At 30.9% G+C, this 18,884-nt stretch carries 20 protein-coding genes and 2 riboswitches; of the genes, 1 reads left to right on the top strand and 19 read right to left on the bottom strand.

All coding sequences use genetic code 11. From position 1 onward, the window contains the following. Positions 1–219 precede the first annotated feature (219 nt). Positions 220–1,461, bottom strand: a complete 1,242-nt coding sequence (locus DR024_RS04070) for a M48 family metallopeptidase (protein ID WP_027098159.1) — start codon at positions 1,459–1,461, stop codon at positions 220–222. 152 nt (positions 1,462–1,613) lie between these two features. Here DR024_RS04070 and DR024_RS04065 point away from each other — a divergent pair, with 152 nt between their 5' ends. After that, positions 1,614–1,913 (top strand): hypothetical protein, encoded by a 300-nt coding sequence (locus DR024_RS04065; RefSeq protein WP_027098160.1) that lies wholly within the window; start codon positions 1,614–1,616, stop codon positions 1,911–1,913. Positions 1,914–1,958: 45 nt separating this feature from the next. On the opposite strand, the gene pflA is transcribed toward DR024_RS04065, so the two are convergent. The 18 genes from pflA to DR024_RS03975 form a co-directional block, all read right to left on the bottom strand. Next, positions 1,959–2,675 (bottom strand): pyruvate formate-lyase-activating protein, encoded by a 717-nt coding sequence (pflA, locus tag DR024_RS04060; protein WP_027098161.1) that lies wholly within the window; start codon positions 2,673–2,675, stop codon positions 1,959–1,961. Positions 2,676–2,747: 72 nt separating this feature from the next. Next, entirely contained in the window at positions 2,748–4,976 is a 2,229-nt protein-coding gene (pflB, locus tag DR024_RS04055) for a formate C-acetyltransferase (RefSeq protein WP_055184576.1), read from the bottom strand. A gap of 76 nt (positions 4,977–5,052) precedes the next feature. Next, positions 5,053–5,134: riboswitch (ZMP/ZTP riboswitch) on the bottom strand. Positions 5,135–5,191: 57 nt separating this feature from the next. Then, a complete protein-coding gene (pyrE, locus tag DR024_RS04050; RefSeq protein WP_055253441.1) occupies positions 5,192–5,866 on the bottom strand; it encodes an orotate phosphoribosyltransferase in 675 nt (224 codons plus the stop codon). A gap of 89 nt (positions 5,867–5,955) precedes the next feature. Further along, the gene (locus DR024_RS04045; protein ID WP_027098164.1) at positions 5,956–6,852 is read right to left on the bottom strand and encodes a dihydroorotate dehydrogenase; all 897 of its coding nucleotides are present in this window, start codon (positions 6,850–6,852) and stop codon (positions 5,956–5,958) included. 12 nt (positions 6,853–6,864) lie between these two features. After that, positions 6,865–7,608, bottom strand: a complete 744-nt coding sequence (locus DR024_RS04040; protein WP_027098165.1) for a dihydroorotate dehydrogenase electron transfer subunit — start codon at positions 7,606–7,608, stop codon at positions 6,865–6,867. Between the two features lie 23 nt (positions 7,609–7,631). After that, a complete protein-coding gene (gene pyrF, locus DR024_RS04035; RefSeq protein WP_027098166.1) occupies positions 7,632–8,501 on the bottom strand; it encodes an orotidine-5'-phosphate decarboxylase in 870 nt (289 codons plus the stop codon). Between the two features lie 12 nt (positions 8,502–8,513). Continuing rightward, complete coding sequence (locus tag DR024_RS04030) at positions 8,514–9,710, bottom strand: dihydroorotase (RefSeq protein WP_027098167.1); 1,197 nt, start codon at positions 9,708–9,710, stop codon at positions 8,514–8,516. Between the two features lie 24 nt (positions 9,711–9,734). After that, the gene (locus DR024_RS04025) at positions 9,735–10,172 is read right to left on the bottom strand and encodes an aspartate carbamoyltransferase regulatory subunit (RefSeq protein WP_027098168.1); all 438 of its coding nucleotides are present in this window, start codon (positions 10,170–10,172) and stop codon (positions 9,735–9,737) included. Beyond that, a complete protein-coding gene (pyrB, locus tag DR024_RS04020) occupies positions 10,173–11,093 on the bottom strand; it encodes an aspartate carbamoyltransferase (protein WP_027098169.1) in 921 nt (306 codons plus the stop codon). Between the two features lie 230 nt (positions 11,094–11,323). Next, a complete protein-coding gene (locus DR024_RS04015) occupies positions 11,324–11,971 on the bottom strand; it encodes a cyclase family protein (RefSeq protein WP_242983073.1) in 648 nt (215 codons plus the stop codon). Beyond that, a complete protein-coding gene (locus tag DR024_RS04010) occupies positions 11,925–12,542 on the bottom strand; it encodes a DUF1919 domain-containing protein (RefSeq protein ID WP_027098171.1) in 618 nt (205 codons plus the stop codon). Before DR024_RS04010 ends, DR024_RS04015 begins: the two co-directional genes overlap by 47 nt. A 125-nt stretch (positions 12,543–12,667) precedes the next feature. Further along, entirely contained in the window at positions 12,668–13,042 is a 375-nt protein-coding gene (locus tag DR024_RS04005; protein ID WP_027098172.1) for a hypothetical protein, read from the bottom strand. Between the two features lie 17 nt (positions 13,043–13,059). Beyond that, a complete protein-coding gene (locus DR024_RS04000) occupies positions 13,060–13,620 on the bottom strand; it encodes an HD domain-containing protein (protein WP_027098173.1) in 561 nt (186 codons plus the stop codon). Between the two features lie 104 nt (positions 13,621–13,724). Beyond that, on the bottom strand, positions 13,725–15,179 hold the full coding sequence (locus tag DR024_RS03995) for a cobyric acid synthase (RefSeq protein ID WP_027098174.1): 1,455 nt from the start codon (positions 15,177–15,179) through the stop codon (positions 13,725–13,727). Between the two features lie 9 nt (positions 15,180–15,188). Next, positions 15,189–15,836 carry a Dph6-related ATP pyrophosphatase gene (locus DR024_RS03990; RefSeq protein WP_027098175.1) on the bottom strand — a complete coding sequence of 216 codons (648 nt, stop codon included), beginning with the start codon at positions 15,834–15,836 and terminating at the stop codon, positions 15,189–15,191. 3 nt (positions 15,837–15,839) lie between these two features. Then, positions 15,840–16,595, bottom strand: a complete 756-nt coding sequence (locus DR024_RS03985; RefSeq protein WP_027098176.1) for an ABC transporter ATP-binding protein — start codon at positions 16,593–16,595, stop codon at positions 15,840–15,842. A 4-nt stretch (positions 16,596–16,599) separates the two neighbouring features. Further along, positions 16,600–17,625, bottom strand: a complete 1,026-nt coding sequence (locus DR024_RS03980; RefSeq protein ID WP_027098177.1) for a FecCD family ABC transporter permease — start codon at positions 17,623–17,625, stop codon at positions 16,600–16,602. Next, the gene (locus tag DR024_RS03975; RefSeq protein ID WP_027098178.1) at positions 17,618–18,529 is read right to left on the bottom strand and encodes an ABC transporter substrate-binding protein; all 912 of its coding nucleotides are present in this window, start codon (positions 18,527–18,529) and stop codon (positions 17,618–17,620) included. Before DR024_RS03975 ends, DR024_RS03980 begins: the two co-directional genes overlap by 8 nt. Before the next feature lie 150 nt (positions 18,530–18,679). Beyond that, positions 18,680–18,856, bottom strand: a riboswitch (cobalamin riboswitch). Between the last annotated feature and the right edge of the window lie 28 nt (positions 18,857–18,884).

Genomic DNA, 18,884 nt, shown 5'->3' with positions numbered 1-18,884 from the left:
TCAATTCTAACCTTGTTCATTCATAGTAGTTTCTGCATAAACATCTAACATTCTATTCTTATTCCATTTTTTTGTAATTACAATTTAATCTTACCACAGACTTTAATACATTTTTTTACTTTTTATACTTTTATTCTAGAAAAAAATAAAATATTCTTATTAATCTCGGAAATACTCATATATACACATGAATAAAATAAATCTAAAAAAATGTGAACTTTATTCACATTTTTTCTTTATAAACTCATTACTTAGTTCTATTCTTTCTCTACAAGTAGGATGATCATAAGCTAGCCATTTAATTACTGGATCAACATCAACTGGAGTTAAATTGCTTTCTATAAACTTAATCTCTAAAGCTCCATTTGTATATCCATCATTAGTTATTTCCATTGCAAAGGTATCAGCCTCTACTTCCATCTTTCTAGAGTAAGCTGTTTCAATTGGTGAAAATAAAAGGCCAATTACATTTAAGATAAATAATATATATGGTACTTTTTCTATTTTTCTATAATCTTTAGTTGAAAATCTTCTCATTAAATTATGAACTAACATTAATGTCATTAGTGTCAATAAAGATGATATTATTGTTGATTTCTGAATATGGTTTAATTTATAGTGCCCCATCTCATGAGCTGCTACTGATAATACCTCTTTTTCACTTAATCCATTTAAAGTAGTATCCCAAAATACTATTCTTCTACTATTATTAATTCCTGTCATATAGGCATTCATACTATTTGTTTCACCACTTTTAGGAATAACCTTTATATCTAAATTTTCTATTCCAGCTTCTTTTGATAAATCTATTATTTTGCTCTTTAATTCTCCCTCCTCCATAGGCACTAAATCATTTTGGGCCTCATCAAAATATGGATAAATATAATTACCTATTAGAGATACGCTTATTAGTATTACTGCTGATAAGAAATACCAACTTTTTCTCTTAAGAAAAATAACATATATTATGGCTACTATTGGAAGTGAAATAAGTAAATCTATAGAATCACTTACTATATAATCTTTAAGAAAATCTAAAAAGCCTAAATTACTTAATCCAACAAGTCTCCCTCTATAGAAAGAACTAAAAAGTGATTTAGGAAACATTAAAATCATATTAAATAGGTAATAAACAATAAAAAGAATTCCACCTTCAACTATTTTAAACCTAAAATTCCATCTCTTTATTAATCCAATACCACCATAAATATAGAATAATATAGGAAGAATAAGACTTAATACGATGCCACTGTAAAAGTATAATTTAGTAAACTCATAATTTGCAGCTACTTTATCTGGTGTTTGTGGAATAATTATCTCACCATCCCTTATCTCACACTCTACTTTAACTTTACTTTGAAGAGCCTTCTTATTCTTATTTTCTAATACCATAGTCATTGAGAATAAAAATATAAAAATAAGAGAAAATGCAAGAAAGGTTTTTAAAAGAAACTTTTTCATTTTATCTCCTCCATCCATGTTTATATATATTTATATAATCTCAAAAATATTTCTAAAAACTATGTAAACATTTAACTTATTTCCTTTATATAATTGTAAATTTTTTTATAATTATGTATAATAAAGATATATTTAGTGGGGAGGACTTATTTATGGATTTTAGTACTAAAAATATGATAAAAGCTTTACTAACAGATGCTGTATTATCTATAGGATTTTATTTTTTCTTTGGTATGAAGCTATTACCATTAGCTATTTTAATAGGAACTTTTTTAAGCATATCAATGTTCTTTAACCCAAGCAAACTTCAAAAAGCAAGAAGAGAAGCTGAACATAAAGCAAACTCTAAAATTGAAGTACCTAAAGAACTTGATCCAAAAGAAATATCTGAAGAAGATATTAAGAGTTTAGGATTAGATAATATTGATATAGATGACGATTCAGAGAAATAATATCTTAAATTATAAAAAAACTTTGCTTTCGCAAAGTTTTTTTCTTTATCCAATTACTTCATTAAGTAATTCTTTATACTTATTACATATCTCTTTGTCCATTGCAGGAGTACCTTCTAGTCTATACTCCATGCCTAAATTCTCATATTTATTTACTCCAAGTAAGTGATAAGGTAATAACTCTACCTTTTCTACATTCTTGATATTTTTAATATATTCACCTAATGCCTTTATATGTTCCTCTCCATCTGTTAATCCAGGAACAACAACATGTCTTATCCACATCTTTGTGTTATTTCTTTGCATCGCTTCTAAGAAATTAAGTGATTCATCTATTTCCAAACCAGTAACCTTCTTATAGCCTTCTCTAGTAAAATGTTTCACATCATATAATACTAAATCAGTATACTTAAGTATTTCATCATATTCCCCTAAACCATAACCTGCTGTATCAACACAAGTATGTATTCCCTTTTCTTTACAAAGCTTAAGTACTTCTATAAGGAATTCTGGTTGTCTTAATGGGTCACCACCTGAAATGGTTACTCCTCCTCCACTTTGCTTAAAGTAAGGTTTAAATCTTTCTATCTTCTTTACTAATTCTTCAGTGGTATACTCATCTCCACCATTACAATTCCAAGTATCTGGGTTATGGCAAAACTTACATCTTAGGGAACACCCTTGAAAAAATACAACTACTCTTATTCCTGGACCATCTACTAGTCCCATTGATTCTATTGAATGAATTCTTCCTTTTATCATTTTATCCTCCGTATTATAAAAATCCCATACCTATATATTACACTACAAATAGGTATGGGAGCAAAATATTAATTATAAACTTTCATGGAAAGTTCTACTTATTACTTCAAGCTGTTGTTCTCTAGTTAACCTATTAAAGTTTACAGCATAGCCTGACACCCTTATAGTAAGTGTTGGATATTTATCTGGATTTTCCATAGCATCCTCAAGCATTGCTCTATTTAATACATTAACATTTAAATGATGAGCCCCTTGAATAAAATACCCATCTAATATAGACACTAAATTATTCTCCCTTGTCTCTTCATCTTTTCCTAATGCATCAGGTACAATAGAAAATGTATTTGACACACCATCTTGGCACACCCCTCTATATGGTATTTTAGCCACTGAGTTTAATGATGCCAAAGCACCATTTTTATCTCTACCATGCATTGGATTTGCTCCTGGTGCTAAAGGTTCCCCCTTCTTTCTTCCATCAGGAGTTGTACCTGTCTTCTTACCATACATTACATTTGATGTTATAGTTAAGGCTGATAATGTATGGATTGCCCCTCTATATAACGGATGTTTCTTAAGCTCTGATATAAACTTATTTACTAGTTCAACTCCTAAATCATCTGCCCTATCATCATCATTCCCATACATAGGAAAATCTCCAACAGTTTCGAAATCAATTGCTATTCCCTCTTCATTTCTTATTGGTCTAACCTCTGCATACTTTATTGCAGAAAGGGAGTCTATTGCAACAGATAGTCCTGCAATACCAAATGCCATTAGCCTTTCAACATCTGTATCATGAAGAGCCATTTGTCCTGATTCATAGGCATATTTATCATGCATATTATGAATTATATTCATTGTATCTACATAAAGCTTTGCTACATACTCTAATACTTTATAGTAGTTTTTCTTAACCTTATCAAAATCTAATATTTCATCTTCTATTTTTTCTATACTTGGAACTACTTTTGTTCCTTTTATCTCATCTATCCCACCATTTATAGCATATAATAATGATTTTGCCACATTACACCTAGCTCCAAAGAACTGCATTTGTTTACCAACCTTCATTGCTGAAACACAGCAAGCTATTGCATAGTCATCTCCATATACTGGTCTCATTATATCGTCATTTTCATATTGAATAGCATCTGTGGCAATTGAGATTTTAGCACAGTATTTTTTAAAATTCTCTGGTAGATTCTGAGACCATAAAACAGTTAAATTTGGTTCTGGCGCTGGTCCTAAATTAATTAAGGTATTAAGATATCTAAAGGAATTTTTAGTAACTAATGGTTTACCATTAACACCAATACCTCCAATCGATTCTGTAACCCATGTAGGGTCTCCAGCAAATAATTCATTATACTCAGGAGTTCTTAAGTGTCTAACCAACCTTAGTTTTATAATAAATTGATCAATTAACTCTTGAGCTTCTTTTTCTGTTAATAACCCTCTCTCTAAATCTCTTTCTATAAATATATCTAAAAATGTTGATGTTCTACCAAGGGATGTAGCAGCTCCATTATTTTCTTTAACTCCTGCTAAATATCCAAAATATACAGCTTGTACTGCTTCTTTAGCATTAGATGCAGGCTTAGATATATCACATCCGTATTTTGATGCCATACTTTTAATTTTATTTAAAGCTCTTATTTGTTCTGAAACTTCTTCTCTCTTTCTTACAAGTTCATCAAGCATATCTCCCTGAAGCTCTTTTAAATCTTTTTTCTTTTCTCCCATTAAATAATCAATACCATAAAGTGCAATTCTTCTATAATCACCTATTATTCTTCCTCGTCCATAAGCATCTGGTAATCCTGTTAAAAGTCCTGCATGTCTCGCAGCTCTTATTTCATCTGTATAGCAATCAAATACTCCTTCATTATGTGTTTTTCTATATAATGAAAAATGTTTATCTATTTCTGGATCAAGTTCATATCCATATTCCTTAAGACTTTGATGCACCATTCTTATTCCACCAAAAGGATTTACAATTCTCTTTAAAGGAGCATCTGTCTGAAGCCCTATTATAACTTCATTATTCTTGTCTATGTATCCAGGTTCATAATTGTCTATTCCTGATACTCTATCTGTTGCGACATCAATTATTCCCTCTTTCATTTCTTTAATTATAAGTTCTTCACATTCGTTCCATACTTTCTTAGTCTTTTCAGTTATTCCCTCTAAAAAACTCTCATTACCTTCATAGAACTTATAGTTCTTTTGAATAAAATTTCTTACGTCTATTCCTTGTTGCCATGTACCTGTTTTAAATCCATCCCATTCTTTAAACATATTAAACCTCCTAAAACATATATAAGCTCATTTTGCCTTAATTAATGATTTAGAATAAAAAAAGCCGACAATCTGAGCTTATTGCCCAGACGGTCGGCATATTATCTTAGTCATACTTCATGTGGTATACTCCACTTCCGTCAGTCATATGACTTCATATATATGATATACTTATTCAGCATAAAATGTCAATATAATCCTTTTTGTTTTAATTCTTATTTAGCTCCATATTGCTCGTAATAAGAATCTATTCTAGCTTTTATCTCATCATTAATAATTACTTTTCCATTTACTTCTCTATTATATAGATATTCAATAACTTCTTCCATAGTAACTATAGCACAAGCCTTAAATCCATACTTTTCTTGTAATTCAACTAATGCAGATTTTTCTCCTTGTCCTTTTTCCATTCTATTTACAGAAATCATAAGTCCAACTACATTTACATCAGCTTGTTCTTTTAATATTGGCATTGTCTCATAAATTGATTTACCTGATGTAGTAACATCTTCAACTATTAAAACTTTATCTCCGTCATTTAACTTACTTCCTAAAAGAATTCCAGTATCTCCATGATCCTTAACTTCTTTTCTGTTTGAACAATAACTTACATCTATTCCATATAAATCACTTAATGCCATAGTAACTGTTACACTTAGTGGAATTCCCTTATACGCAGGTCCAAATACTATGTTATAATCATCTCCAAAGTTTTCTTTTATAGCCTTTGCATAATATTCACCAAGTCTCTTAAGTTGGCTTCCTGTCTTATAGTTTCCTGTATTAACAAAGAAAGGTGTCTTTCTTCCACTCTTAGTTACAAAATCACCAAAAGTTAAAACTCCACATTCTATCATAAATTCAATAAACTCTTTTTTATAAGCTTGCATATTGATCCTCCAAATTTTAAATTAATATTTTAAGTAAATTATCTAGGTAAAAATCTTGTAGTAATTTAAACTATACTACTTTTATTACCCTACAATATTCCCACAATCTCATTAATATCTTTTATTCCTTGTTCTCTACAGAATCCTTCTATCTCTTCAATTATTTCTTTACCTGCCATTGGATTCATAAAGTTAACTGTACCTATTTGTACTGCACTAGCACCAGCCATCATAAACTCAACAGCATCCTTACCTGTAGTAATTCCACCTAATCCTATTACTGGTATACTTACAGCCTTTGATACCTCATGTACCATTCTTAATGCTACTGGCTTAACAGCTGGGCCTGAAACCCCTGCATAAACATTATCAAAAACTGGCTTTCTTTTATATATATCAACAGCAAGCCCCTTTAATGTATTTATTAAACTTAAAGAATCTGCCCCTGCCTCTTCACACTTTAATGCCATTTCCACTATATTTTCTGCATTTGGTGATAATTTAACCATAAGAGGCTTTTTACATAGCTTCTTTATTTCTTTTACAAAATCATGAGCTACATCAGCTTTAATTCCATAAGCCATTCCTCCACATTTAACATTTGGACATGAAATGTTAAGCTCTATCATTTGAACTGATGTGCCATTTAACTTCTCTATAGCCTCTGCATAGTCTTCAAAGCATCCTCCACCAACATTAGCAATAATATTAGTCCCTAGCTTCTCCATCTCTGGAAGTTCCTTATTTATAAAACCTTCTATTCCAGGATTTTGTAACCCTACTGAATTCATCATTCCTGATGGAGTTTCATAAACTCTTATTCCAGTATTACCCTCCTTAGGATTTATTGTAAGACCTTTAGATGATACTCCTCCCAAAATCCCTACATTGTAAAAGTTGTTATATTCTGCACCAAACCCAAAGGTTCCTGAAGCCGCTATAACAGGATTTTTAAATTCTACTCCATTTATATTAACCTTTAACATACTTCATCCCCCTTATAGTTCTACATAATATCCATCAAATACTGGACCATCTTTACAAGTTCTCTTGTGTCCATCTTTTGTCTTACATGTACAAACTAAACATGCTCCTACGCCACAAGCCATATGCTTTTCCATAGAAACATATACTTTAACCCCTTTTTCTTTACACATATTAACCACTGCCTTCATCATAACTTCTGGTCCGCAGCATAACACTGTATCATAATCTTCAACCTTTAAAATCTCAGTTACAAACCCCTTATGTCCATGTTTCCCTGTATTAGTGGAAACCTCTACCTTATTACCATACTTTGAAAGATTCTCTATTAAATAAACTTCGTCTCTAAACCCTGCATATATATCTATAATACCCTTAGGATTCTTTTCTCTTAACTTCTTTGAAACTTCAACCATAGGGGCAGTTCCTATTCCACCTGCTACTATTGCTACTTTTCCTAAGTCTTCATCTAAGTTAAAGCCATTTCCTAAAGGTCCTGTAAGACTTATCTCTTCACCAGATCTTAATTTAGAAAACTCTTCTGTACCCTTACCTACTACTGCATAAAGAAATGTAATTTCATCTCCATTTTTCTCACAAATACTAATGGGTCTTGGTAAAAGTGTTTGTCCATCTAATTTTAACATGTAAAATTGTCCTGGCTTTATCTCACCCTTATCTTCACAAACCATCTTATAAATTCCATCAACTATCTTTTCATTTGAAAGAACCTTAGATTTCTTATAAGTAATGCTCATTTCTTTTCCCCCTAATTTATATTTTATAAATTATTAACTGCTGCTCTTATCTCATCTCTCATTCTTATAGCTTCTTCTCTAGCACTTAATGCAAAATCAGTTTCTGGTTTGTTATCCTTCTTATAAGCTAAAAGTATTCCCCTTGATGAATTTACAACTCCACCATTTCCATTGTTTAAATACATAGCAACATCTTCTGCTTTCCCACCTTGAGCACCATATCCTGGTATTAAGAAGAACATTGAATTAAATCTCTTTCTTAACTCTTTTCCTTCTTCTACATGAGTACAACCTATTACTCCACCTAATGGGTGATATCCACATTCAGCAGTAAGTTCTTTTCCCATTTTCATTAGCTTATCTCCAACTACATGATAAACCTTGTCTCCTGATGCAGTATCTAAAAATTCAATATCTGCAGCTCCTGGGTTTGAAGTTCTTACTAAACAGAATATCCCTTTCTTTCCTGTTTCAATATATGGCATGTATGGTTCAATACTATCTAATCCCATGTATGGACTTAATGTAACAAAATCAGCTTCGAAATCTCCTTCAAAGTGTCCTTTAGCATACATCTTTGCAGTTGCAGCTATATCTCCTCTCTTAATGTCAGCAATTATTATAGCATCCTTTTCTCTTAAATACTCTAAAGTTCTTCTATACGCTCTCATTCCTGATAATCCTAAAGCTTCATAATAAGCTATTTGAACTTTATAGCATGCAACAACATCTAAAGTTTCATCTATAATTCTCTTATTAAATTCAACTATAGCATCCTCATTATTCATTCCTTCTTTTAAGAACTCTGGAATATAATCTAATGCTGTATCTAATCCTAAACAGACAACTCCTCTTTCTTCAACTCTTTTATAAATTTTGTCCATAATATTCATAATAGTATCCTCCTATTTTTTATAAACTATTTTACCGCCCTTAATTGTCATCTGAACTTCTCCGTAATATTCCATTCCATTAAATGGAGTATTATGCCCCTTTGATGCAAATGACTCACTATCTATTTTAACTTTCTTATCTAAATCCACAAGTACTAAATCTCCATCTCTTCCAATTCCTAGTGTCCCTTTATTCATTCCTAATATTTCTGATGGATTCTTAGACATTATTTCACTAAGTTTATTTAGTGATAGTCCATTTTCTTTTACTAAAGTAGTGTAGCATATAGAAAATGCTGTTTCTAATCCTACCATTCCTGGTGAACCCTTCTTCTTCTCTTCTTCTGTGTGAGGCGCATGATCTGTTCCTATACAGTCAACCATACCAGTCTTTATTGCATTTATTAAATAAGCTACATCCTCTTTTTCTCTTATAGGAGGATTTACTCTATAATCATTAACCTCTCTAGTTAAAGCTATATGATGAGGTGTAACTTCACAAGTTACATTAGTGCCTAAAAGCTTGGCATTTATTATATATTCCATAGATTCCTTAGTAGAAACATGACACATATGAAGTCTTCCACCTGTTAGCTTACATAGCTCTACATCTCTCCAAGTCATCATATTTTCAGCAACTCTCATATCCATCCTAGAGAATTCAGATGTTTCTGCATGAGACATAACGACCCAACCGTATTCCTTAGCTTTTAATAAAGCATCATGCATTACCTTCCCGTTTCCAACTCCTACTCCATCATCAGAGATTGCTTTTATTTCCTTATCATCCCTTAATTCATCTAAGTGCTCTAGAGTTTTCCCATCAAAATTCTTTGTTATAGATAAACATTGATGTAAATCAGCAAGTCCAACTTCTTTTCCCCTTCTTCTTACCTCTTCAAGAACCTCCTTTGAAGAGCATATAGGTTTTGTATTTGCCATCAAGCAAACTCCTGTAAACCCACCCTTAACTGCTGCTTTTGAACCTGTTTCTATATCTTCTTTCCAAGTTAAACCTGGCTCCCTAAAATGTGCGTGAGTGTCAATAAAGGTAGGCATTAGAGTTAGTCCTTTTGCATCAACTACTTCTACACCTTCTTTATTGATTGATTTTGCTACTTCCTTTATTCTGCCACCTTCAACTAAAACATCTCCAATAAAGTTTTGTACACAATCAACAATCTTAGCATTCTTTATTAAAATATTCATCTATAACACCTCTCTTCCTATACATTAAACTTCTGATAACTTAGTTATGTGATCACAATATTCACATCTATATGTACCTTTTTCTCTATCCATTAATATGAAAGAATGTGGCACATATTTTTCATCCACAGTTATGCATCTTGGATTATTACAGATTAAAATATTTTCAACCTTCTCTGGAAGTTCAGGCCTTACCTTTCTTACAATTCTTTCATCCTTAACTTCATTTATTGTAATACTTGGTGATAAAAGTCCAAGTACTGTATAATCTATATCTTCACAATTATCCTTTTCTATTTTTATTATATCTTTTTTCCCTAAGTTTTTACTTTCTGCGTTTATGATTAAAGCTACTCTGTAATCTGTCTTATCTAAATGTAGGTAGTTAAATATTTTAACTCCCATTCCAGCTTCAATATGATCTATAACCAATCCATTTTTAATACTTGTTATTTCCAACATCTACGCCACCCCCAAAAGCTTGCACATAAGTGCCATTCTTACATACATTCCATACTCAGCTTGTTTAAAGTATGCAGCTCTTTCATCTTCGTCTACTTCCATAGCTATTTCATTAACTCTTGGTAATGGATGCATTACTATCATATCTTTTTTTGCAGACTTCATTTTTTCAACATCTAGAATATAACTATCCTTAAGCCTTAAATACTCTTCTTCATTGAAAAATCTCTCTCTTTGAATTCTTGTCATATAAAGTATATCAAGCTCATCTATTACATCATCTAATCTCTCTACTTCTTTAAACTCTATATTCTTCTTCTCTATAAATTCATCTCTTATGTAATCAGGAATCTTAAGTTCCTTTGGTGAGATTAAGATGAACTTTGTTCCTTCATATCTAGACATAGCCTTTATCAATGAATGAACTGTTCTTCCATACTTTAAATCTCCACATATACCTACTGTATGCCCTTTTAAGCCATGCTTTAAGAATTCAATTGTTAAAAGATCTGTAAGAGTTTGAGTTGGATGTTGATGTCCTCCATCACCTGCATTTATAACTGGAACACTTGAAAATTTACTTGCAACCCTTGCTGCTCCTTCCTTTGGATGTCTCATCGCAATTATGTCTGTATATATTGATACCATCTTTATTGTATCTGCAAGAGTTTCTCCTTTAGATGCTGAAGTAGAATTGGGTTCTGAAAAACCTAAGATTTTACCACCTAGTCTCATCATAGCTGCTTCAAAGCTAAATCTTGTTCTTGTACTAGGCTCATAAAATAGAGTTGCTAAGATTTTCCCATCGCAAACCTTTGAGAACTTCTTAGGGTCTTGGATAATTTGATGTGCTAATTCAAAAATTTCGTCTAATTCCTCTAGGGATAAATCCATAGGGTCAATTAAGTGTTTGTTTATCATGTCTATCACTCCTTCTTAACTTCTCTGAGTTAAAATTAAAGGTTTATTTGTATAATAAAAAGCCCTCCTTATGATAAGGAAGGCATAATAATCCTAATTAATCTTGGCAATTATAATACTTCCTTATTGATCTCACTGGACCAAATTAAAGGTTTTTCTTTTCGTTAAGAATAACACCAAAAGTAATAAATGTCAATGTAAATAATAGTATATATTTTTACTTATTAATGTTATTTTATAGCAACTGCCCTAACTAAACTTCCTTCCCCCTTTATCTTCAATGGAAATGCAATTACTTTAAATTCCTCTCCACCAACTAACATTTCTAAATTGCATAAGTTTTCAAGAATAAATATTCTATTATTAAGTAACTTTTTATGTATAGTAAATGGATTTCTATCTGGAGATGGCATATCAAATCCCACCATCCTTATTTTCTTTTCTATAAATAAATCCACTAATTCTTCACTTATAATAGGATGATTCTCATAATAAGCATTAGTTCCATAATATTTCTCATATCCAGTAAATAGGATTACAATTTCCTTTTCATTTAATAAATCTTCATACTCTTTTTCTAATGTTATTAATTCTTTTCCTCTAACATCTATAATAACCCCTTCTCCCATAAAATTCTCTAAGGTATATTCACTTATATATTTACTACTATCTGTTAGATGCATTGGACAATCTAAATGAGTTCCAACATGCATACCTGATTTTAAAACAGAATATGTATACCCATCATTATCATATTTTTTAGTAAATTTAATAGATACCTCTTCATCTCCTGGATATACCAACATATTATTTTCTATTTCATAGGATAAATCAATATACTCCATTATTAAACCACTCCACATAATCAAAATCATCATAATACTTTAAATATGTATTTTCTCCCTTATATTCAAAAATGAATCCAAGAGAATGTCTACTTTCAAAACCTTTTATATAATATGTAGATTTAACTTCATCATATGGTTTATGTGTTAACATTACCTTATTCTTATAAGGTAAGTTATTAAATCTTTTTATAAGTTCATATGTACACCCATCTTTTTCTGTTGCTAATATGTATAAATTATTTTTATCAATTCTCTTTTTTCTTTCATCCCACTTTTCTTTTGCTAACTGGAAATTTTCATAATGCATAAAATTTATCTTTATATCCCCTAATTTTCCTATTGGATACTTGCTCCATTCTGCCTCTTCTAGCTCTAATGTAAGATAATAATCTAGCCTTTCTAAGAACTTAATAAAATCTTCCATAGAAAAATAAAGATTTACAGTTGGGGTATTAAATTTAAGTCCTAAATCATGAAGTATAAAACATCCGTTGCAATTATTTGAGATTAAAGTAAATGACTTATTTTTTAATTCTTCTCTTCTTCCCTTTAAATAAATCTCTCTCATTTCTTCTCTATTCTTTAAATTCTCATTCTCCACTCTCAATCCCCCCATAATTACTCATTTATTTTAGAATATCAGAAATCATATATGATATCTAGTATCCGTAACTCCAAACATCAAAGAAGAGTATTAACGAATTTAAACCGTTAATACTCTCTTTATTAATATTTCAGTACAAAATCACAAAGTAGATTATTATGCATAATTACTAATTTTTCGTTGAAAGGATTTAGATTCTTTATAAGCTCTATAATATTATGGTATATACTCTCTAAATACTTTTTTAAGTATTCTCTGCTATTTGTATATCCAATCTTATTAGGATCTTCAACATTTATTTTTATCTCTTTAATCTCCTCATTTATTCCTTCTAACGCCTTTACTACATCAGCTATAAAGTTATCATCAAATATACTCATATTTCCCATTAAGCCATATCTAACTTTGCTGGTAATACCCCTAAGGTTATAAATTTGATCCTCAAGCCTAACTGCATCAGCTTTACCCAATACCTTAATTAGCAATCCTTTTTCCATAATACCTACCTCTCTTCCTATTTATTGAAACTTTCAATAACTTCTATTAGTTTCTTCTTTAATTTATCATGGTCTATCTCTTTATAAACAGATTTTTCTCTAAATTTACTAAGAGAATCTGCAATTTGAAGAATCAAGATTAAGTCTAATATGTTTTTATCTTGTATGTGTTCTATCTTTTTTACTGATGATTTATGATACCTTACTAATAAAGCTACTTTTTCTATGTCATCATCTGATATTTCAAAAAAGTCACCTATATTATTTCTTATCCAATCAGCACCTGCTTGACTATGCTTTTTATCTATTTTCTTTATATCATGAGTAAGAGCTGATAAGTATAATATTCTTTCATCCCTATTGTCTTTATTAATAATATACTTCCTATATAACTTTAAAGCAATATCTCCAGTTAGCTTAGAGTGATAGTATCTATACTTCATAGCATCTTTATAGGTTATATTATTGCACTCATTCATAGTTTTCTTATATTCTTCCATACTTCTATCCCAAATGTCATAACTAATCTTTAAAATGCATTCTATAGATACTTCTTCAAACTTTTTCTTTGTACTCATCTCTTTCATCCTTTTTTATAGAAATTCCTCAAAATATAATATGCAGAAATATTATAAATGACTTAATAAAGAAAAAAGAAACTGCCTAAGCAGTTCCACATAAACTATTTACCATTAATTATAGAATTAACAAGGTCCATATCTATATTCTCTTCTAAAATATCACACAACTTATCATACTCATTCATCTTGTATTCTTTATAACTAACTTTTTCATGGCATTCAAGTTGGCTAACGTATTTATTTATAAAGGTATAGGCAAAGTCCTCTTCTTCAAATATTCCATGAAGATATGTTCCATATACATTTCTACTCTTCATGCCTAAAACTTCCCCAGCTTCTCCCTGTATCCATATAGATTTATCATCTAAACATTCACTTACTCCATTATGGATTTCATAACCTCTAACAACCAATCCTTCATTATTCTTTGCTTTAACCTGTCTAGTCTTCTTCTTTCCATTAAAAGTAGTAGCTAAATCTAATAATCCTAACCCTTTTACCTCTCTAGGACTTCCCTCTACCCCTAGAGGATCTTTAATCTCTTTTCCTAATATCTGATATCCACCACAGATTCCAAATATTATAGTATCACTTTTAGCTTTTTCTAGGATAATTTCACGGAATCCAGTTTCCTTTATAAAATTTAAATCTTCAATTGTATTTTTACTTCCTGGAATTATAATCATTTTAGCATTTTCAATCTCTTTTGGAGAATTTATATATCTTATGTTAATACCATTCATTGCTCTTAAGACATTAAAATCAGTAAAGTTTGACATATGAGGTAATCTTATAACCACCACATCAATACCTTTTCCCTTTTTATTAGATATCTTTTCTGTAACCCCATCCTCATCCTCAATATTCAATTCAAAATAAGGCATTACTCCTAATACAGGAATATTTATAAGTTCTTCAACTTGTTTCATTGCAGGTTTGAAAAATTCTTTCTTTCCCCTAAACTTATTAATTATTACGCCTTTAATTAAAGCCCTCTCTTCTGGAGGTAAAAGCATTATGGTTCCAACTATTGAAGCAAATACCCCACCTCTATCAATATCTGCAACTAATATTACAGGTGAATTAGAAACCTTAGCCATTTCTATATTTGCTATATCAGTTTCTCTTAAATTTATTTCTGCGCAGCTTCCAGACCCCTCTAAAACTATAAAATCATAGTCCTTAGATATATGGTCAAAGGCTTCCTTTGCAACACCTTTTAAATACTTATTTAAGTCCTTATACTTATAGCCATCCATTGTACAGTAAACTTTACCTCTAACAATAACTTGTGTTTTATTGTTTGCACTAGGCTTCATTAAAATTGGATTCATATATTCCTTAGGCTCTATTTCACAAGCTTCTGCCTGAACAACCTGTGCCCTTCCTATTTCATCTCCTTCTTTAGTAACAAAAGAATTTAAAGAAATATTTAAAGCCTTAAAAGGAGCAACATTATATCCTTTTCTTTTATAATATCTACAAAAAGCTGTTGCTAATGTACTCTTACCCACAGAAGATGCTGTTCCTAAAAACATTAATCTTTTAGCTTCCATACTATCACCCTATCTAATATCTAAAAATCCATGAGTTTCTGTAAGAATATTCTTCCCTGTTTCAAATTGAATTTTATTCTTAAACAATGGACCATCAAATACGAAAGTATGATATTCTCCATTTTCTCCACAAGGATCTGAACCAGTTGCCTTTATTCTTTCAACAACTTCTTTTGTTAAAACTTCGCCTAAAAACTCTGGTCCCATATCCTTTAGCCTTACATTCTTAATAACAGTTTTAAAGCCACTATCTATAAACTCATAAGTCAAAGCTTCTCTATCTTCAAGCCATAATGGAAATATAGCTTCCAACCCTACTGCTTCACATCTTTCAGTACACCAAGTTCTATGCGCTTCTAAATCTATATCTCCAAATACACAAGCATCTGCGCCTTGTTCCTTCCACTTCCTTAAAGTTTTTTCAAAGGCAGTCTTGTACTCTTCTCCCTGACACTTTATCATATCTAATTCTATTTCTAAGGACTTTGATACTTCATTTAATAAATGTTCTTGGATTCCATGAAACCAACTTCTACATACTTTTTTATCAACAGTTACTAATAAAGCTAATGGTGTATATCCTCCCTTTATCATTCTATAAAGAGAAAGTGTACTATCTTTACCACAACTATATGACATAACAAACTTTTTCATTATAATCTACCTCCACTTTTCTAAGGCATTTATCATAAACTTCTTTATATCCACTCCATAAACTTCTTTAAGTTTATCTTCTGATAATACATCCTTTGTCTTGCCTTTAGAAACTATATATCCTTCACTTAACATAATCACATCATCACTAAACATTTGAACAAGGTTTAAATCATGTAATACTCCAATAACAGTTTTTTGATTTTCCTTTGTCCATTTGTTTATATGTTCTAATATTTCTATCTGACACTTTAAATCCAAATGATTTGTAGGTTCATCAAGTAAAATAACATCAGGTTCCTGTGCAAAAACCCTTGCAAGATAAACTCTTTGAAGTTGTCCTCCAGATAGTTCATTTATAAGTTTATCTTTTAAATCTAAAATCCCTACATTACTAAGACAGTTTAATATTATTTCCTCATCCTTCTTAGAAAGTCTTGCGAATACTCCATCTATATGAGCATATCTCCCCAAAGCAACAGTTTCATAAACAGTATATGGAAAATATATTTGAGAGTTTTGACTCATAAGAGCCACCTTTTTTGCAAGCTCTTTTCTCTTTATACTTTTAACTTCTTTCCCATCTAAAAATATATTTCCTTTATAATCTATTAAGCTAACCATTGCCTTAAGCAAGGTACTTTTTCCACATCCATTTGGACCAACTATAGAAACATTTTGTCCCCTAGTTATATCTATATTAAAATCTTTTATAACGTCTTTACCATCATATCCACAGTATAAATTTCTAACCTTTAGCATAATATCACCTACTTCTTTTACTAAAATATAAGTAGCCAAAGAATGGTGCTCCTATAATTGCAGTTATTGCACCAACTGGTAATTCAGATGGACTTATTATAGTTCTAGCTACTAAATCTGTAAGAACCATAAAAGATCCTCCTAATAAAATACACATAGGTATAACTACTTTATGGTTTGATCCAAATATCTTTCTCACTAAATGCGGTACAATTAAATCTATAAATCCTATAGTTCCGCTTAAAGCTACAGCACTTCCTGTAAGCACTGCTGTTGAAAATAACAAATGTTTTTTTACTTTTTCAGTTTCAACTCCTATTGCTTTTGCTCCATCTTCTCCAAATGTTAAAATATCCATTTCCCTAGAATATCTTAATACAATAGATACTCCTACAATAAAGAATGGAAGCCCTACTAGCAAGTAAGACCATCCTCTCATGTTAAAGGAACCCATTTGCCACATGGTTATGGCCTCAATTTTATGAGTATTTAATGCTGAAATGGTAGTAAGCATAGCACTTGCAAAAAGTGAAAAAACCATACCTGATAAAATAATAGTATTATTAGACATACCTCTATCTACTCTATTAGCAAACAAAATAACCATAATCACTGTTAAAAGCCCTGATAAAAATCCTATAAAAGGTAATGCTAAATTCCCTATAAATGGAATTGATACCCCTAAAATTATATATATTCCTACACCTAAAGATGCTCCTGAGGACACCCCTAATGTATATGGTGAAGCTAAAGGGTTCTTAAGTATTGACTGCATAACTGCTCCACTTACTGATAGTGCTGCTCCTATCATAAAAGCAAGTAAAACTCTTGGAAATCTTACAACCCAGATAATCGCTACGTCATTACTTCCAACACCTTCAATTAAAGGAATAGAAAATAACTTGTTCCCAATAACTGAAATAATGTTGAATATATTAATATTGGAACTTCCAATGGAAGTTCCAATACATATCACTAAAAATGCTAGTGGTAGTGATAACCACAATAACATCTTTCTCTTTTTATTCATACTTGTCTGGATATACAGCCTTTGCCATTTCTTTTAATGCAGCTATAACATTTTGACTTGGACGTGATGTAGTATTCTTATCTAAAAGAAATATTTGATTATTCTTAATAGCAGTAACACCTTCCCATCCTTTTCTTTTAGCAATTGAACCTATTGGATCATCTAAAAATGCTTGGTTTGTTAAGATTACATCTGGATTAGCAGCTATAACTGATTCTTCACTTGGCGAAATCCAACTCTTTTCAGATTCAAATATATTCTTAGCTCCAATTATTGAAATAGCTTCATTTAAGAATGTATCTGAACCAAATGAACTAAGCTTTGAACCTGAACCTATTTCAAAGTAAACTTTTTTCTTATCAGTTATTGTATCTCCAATTGCTTTTATATCAGCAACTTCCTTTTTCATATCTTCAACTAATTTAGAAGCTTCCTTCTTTTTATCAACTAAGTTACCTATAAATTCAATATCTCCATATATTCCATCAAAACTTACGCTACTTGGAATATATACTACAGGTATTCCTGCATCTTTAACAGCTTGGAATGGATCCTCATCTCCAGCTTTATTATGTCCTGATGCAATTATTATATCTGGTTCTAATCCTATAATAGTTTCAGCATCTGGATTTCTAAAATTTATCTTTGGTATATCTTCACTTATTCCTTTAACATCCTCTGAATACTTATCTACAGCGACTAATTTATCAGCCATTCCCAACGCAACTAAAACTTCTGTATTAGATGGTGCTGTTGATATTATTCTTTCCACCTTGCTAGGCTTAGTAAAGTCATTTCCTTCTCTGTCTTGCATTGTTACAGCCTTATCTGAGCAACCTACTAATAATGTTAGTAACATCATAGTAGATAAAATAAGACCTGTTAGTTTTTTTGTTAGTTTCATTTTTTAATCCCTCCATTTACATTATGGGGTTTTGAATTGAAAACATAGGATAAAAAAATGCATACCCATAAGGTATGCATATACATTCTACTTTTTTGTACAATAAGTAAAATGACCTACGTACCCTATAATTCCACCCTCAGAGAATAATAGTACCATCGTTATTAGGCAGGTCTCCCGACTTAACTTCATCCGCAATCTAACCTTCCCACATAAATAATTATGCAGTGGCTTAACTAGATTTTGTCCATTTCACGGTTACTGGGGTAGTTGAAGATTTACACTCCATTCCCTATTAAGTAAAACACCTAAAACAAGTCAATTCCTAATAATTATAGTTAAAGGCTTATATTTT

The organism is Clostridium paraputrificum (assembly GCF_900447045.1).
GTDB lineage: Bacteria > Bacillota > Clostridia > Clostridiales > Clostridiaceae > Clostridium > Clostridium paraputrificum.
This window is presented reverse-complemented; position numbering and strand designations above follow the sequence as displayed.

What these genes read in the sequence shown, in the direction of transcription:
- DR024_RS04070 (WP_027098159.1), bottom strand. Translation starts at nt 1,461, where the DNA reads ATGAAAAAGTTTCTTTTAAAAACCTTTCTTGCATTTTCTCTTATTTTT.
- DR024_RS04065 (WP_027098160.1), top strand. Translation starts at nt 1,614, where the DNA reads ATGGATTTTAGTACTAAAAATATGATAAAAGCTTTACTAACAGATGCT.
- pflA (WP_027098161.1), bottom strand. Translation starts at nt 2,675, where the DNA reads ATGATAAAAGGAAGAATTCATTCAATAGAATCAATGGGACTAGTAGAT.
- pflB (WP_055184576.1), bottom strand. Translation starts at nt 4,976, where the DNA reads ATGTTTAAAGAATGGGATGGATTTAAAACAGGTACATGGCAACAAGGA.
- pyrE (WP_055253441.1), bottom strand. Translation starts at nt 5,866, where the DNA reads ATGCAAGCTTATAAAAAAGAGTTTATTGAATTTATGATAGAATGTGGA.
- DR024_RS04045 (WP_027098164.1), bottom strand. Translation starts at nt 6,852, where the DNA reads ATGTTAAAGGTTAATATAAATGGAGTAGAATTTAAAAATCCTGTTATA.
- DR024_RS04040 (WP_027098165.1), bottom strand. Translation starts at nt 7,608, where the DNA reads ATGAGCATTACTTATAAGAAATCTAAGGTTCTTTCAAATGAAAAGATA.
- pyrF (WP_027098166.1), bottom strand. Translation starts at nt 8,501, where the DNA reads ATGAATATTATGGACAAAATTTATAAAAGAGTTGAAGAAAGAGGAGTT.
- DR024_RS04030 (WP_027098167.1), bottom strand. Translation starts at nt 9,710, where the DNA reads ATGAATATTTTAATAAAGAATGCTAAGATTGTTGATTGTGTACAAAAC.
- DR024_RS04025 (WP_027098168.1), bottom strand. Translation starts at nt 10,172, where the DNA reads ATGTTGGAAATAACAAGTATTAAAAATGGATTGGTTATAGATCATATT.
- pyrB (WP_027098169.1), bottom strand. Translation starts at nt 11,093, where the DNA reads ATGATAAACAAACACTTAATTGACCCTATGGATTTATCCCTAGAGGAA.
- DR024_RS04015 (WP_242983073.1), bottom strand. Translation starts at nt 11,971, where the DNA reads ATGATGATTTTGATTATGTGGAGTGGTTTAATAATGGAGTATATTGAT.
- DR024_RS04005 (WP_027098172.1), bottom strand. Translation starts at nt 13,042, where the DNA reads ATGGAAAAAGGATTGCTAATTAAGGTATTGGGTAAAGCTGATGCAGTT.
- DR024_RS04000 (WP_027098173.1), bottom strand. Translation starts at nt 13,620, where the DNA reads ATGAGTACAAAGAAAAAGTTTGAAGAAGTATCTATAGAATGCATTTTA.
- DR024_RS03995 (WP_027098174.1), bottom strand. Translation starts at nt 15,179, where the DNA reads ATGGAAGCTAAAAGATTAATGTTTTTAGGAACAGCATCTTCTGTGGGT.
- DR024_RS03985 (WP_027098176.1), bottom strand. Translation starts at nt 16,595, where the DNA reads ATGCTAAAGGTTAGAAATTTATACTGTGGATATGATGGTAAAGACGTT.
- DR024_RS03980 (WP_027098177.1), bottom strand. Translation starts at nt 17,625, where the DNA reads ATGAATAAAAAGAGAAAGATGTTATTGTGGTTATCACTACCACTAGCA.
- DR024_RS03975 (WP_027098178.1), bottom strand. Translation starts at nt 18,529, where the DNA reads ATGAAACTAACAAAAAAACTAACAGGTCTTATTTTATCTACTATGATG.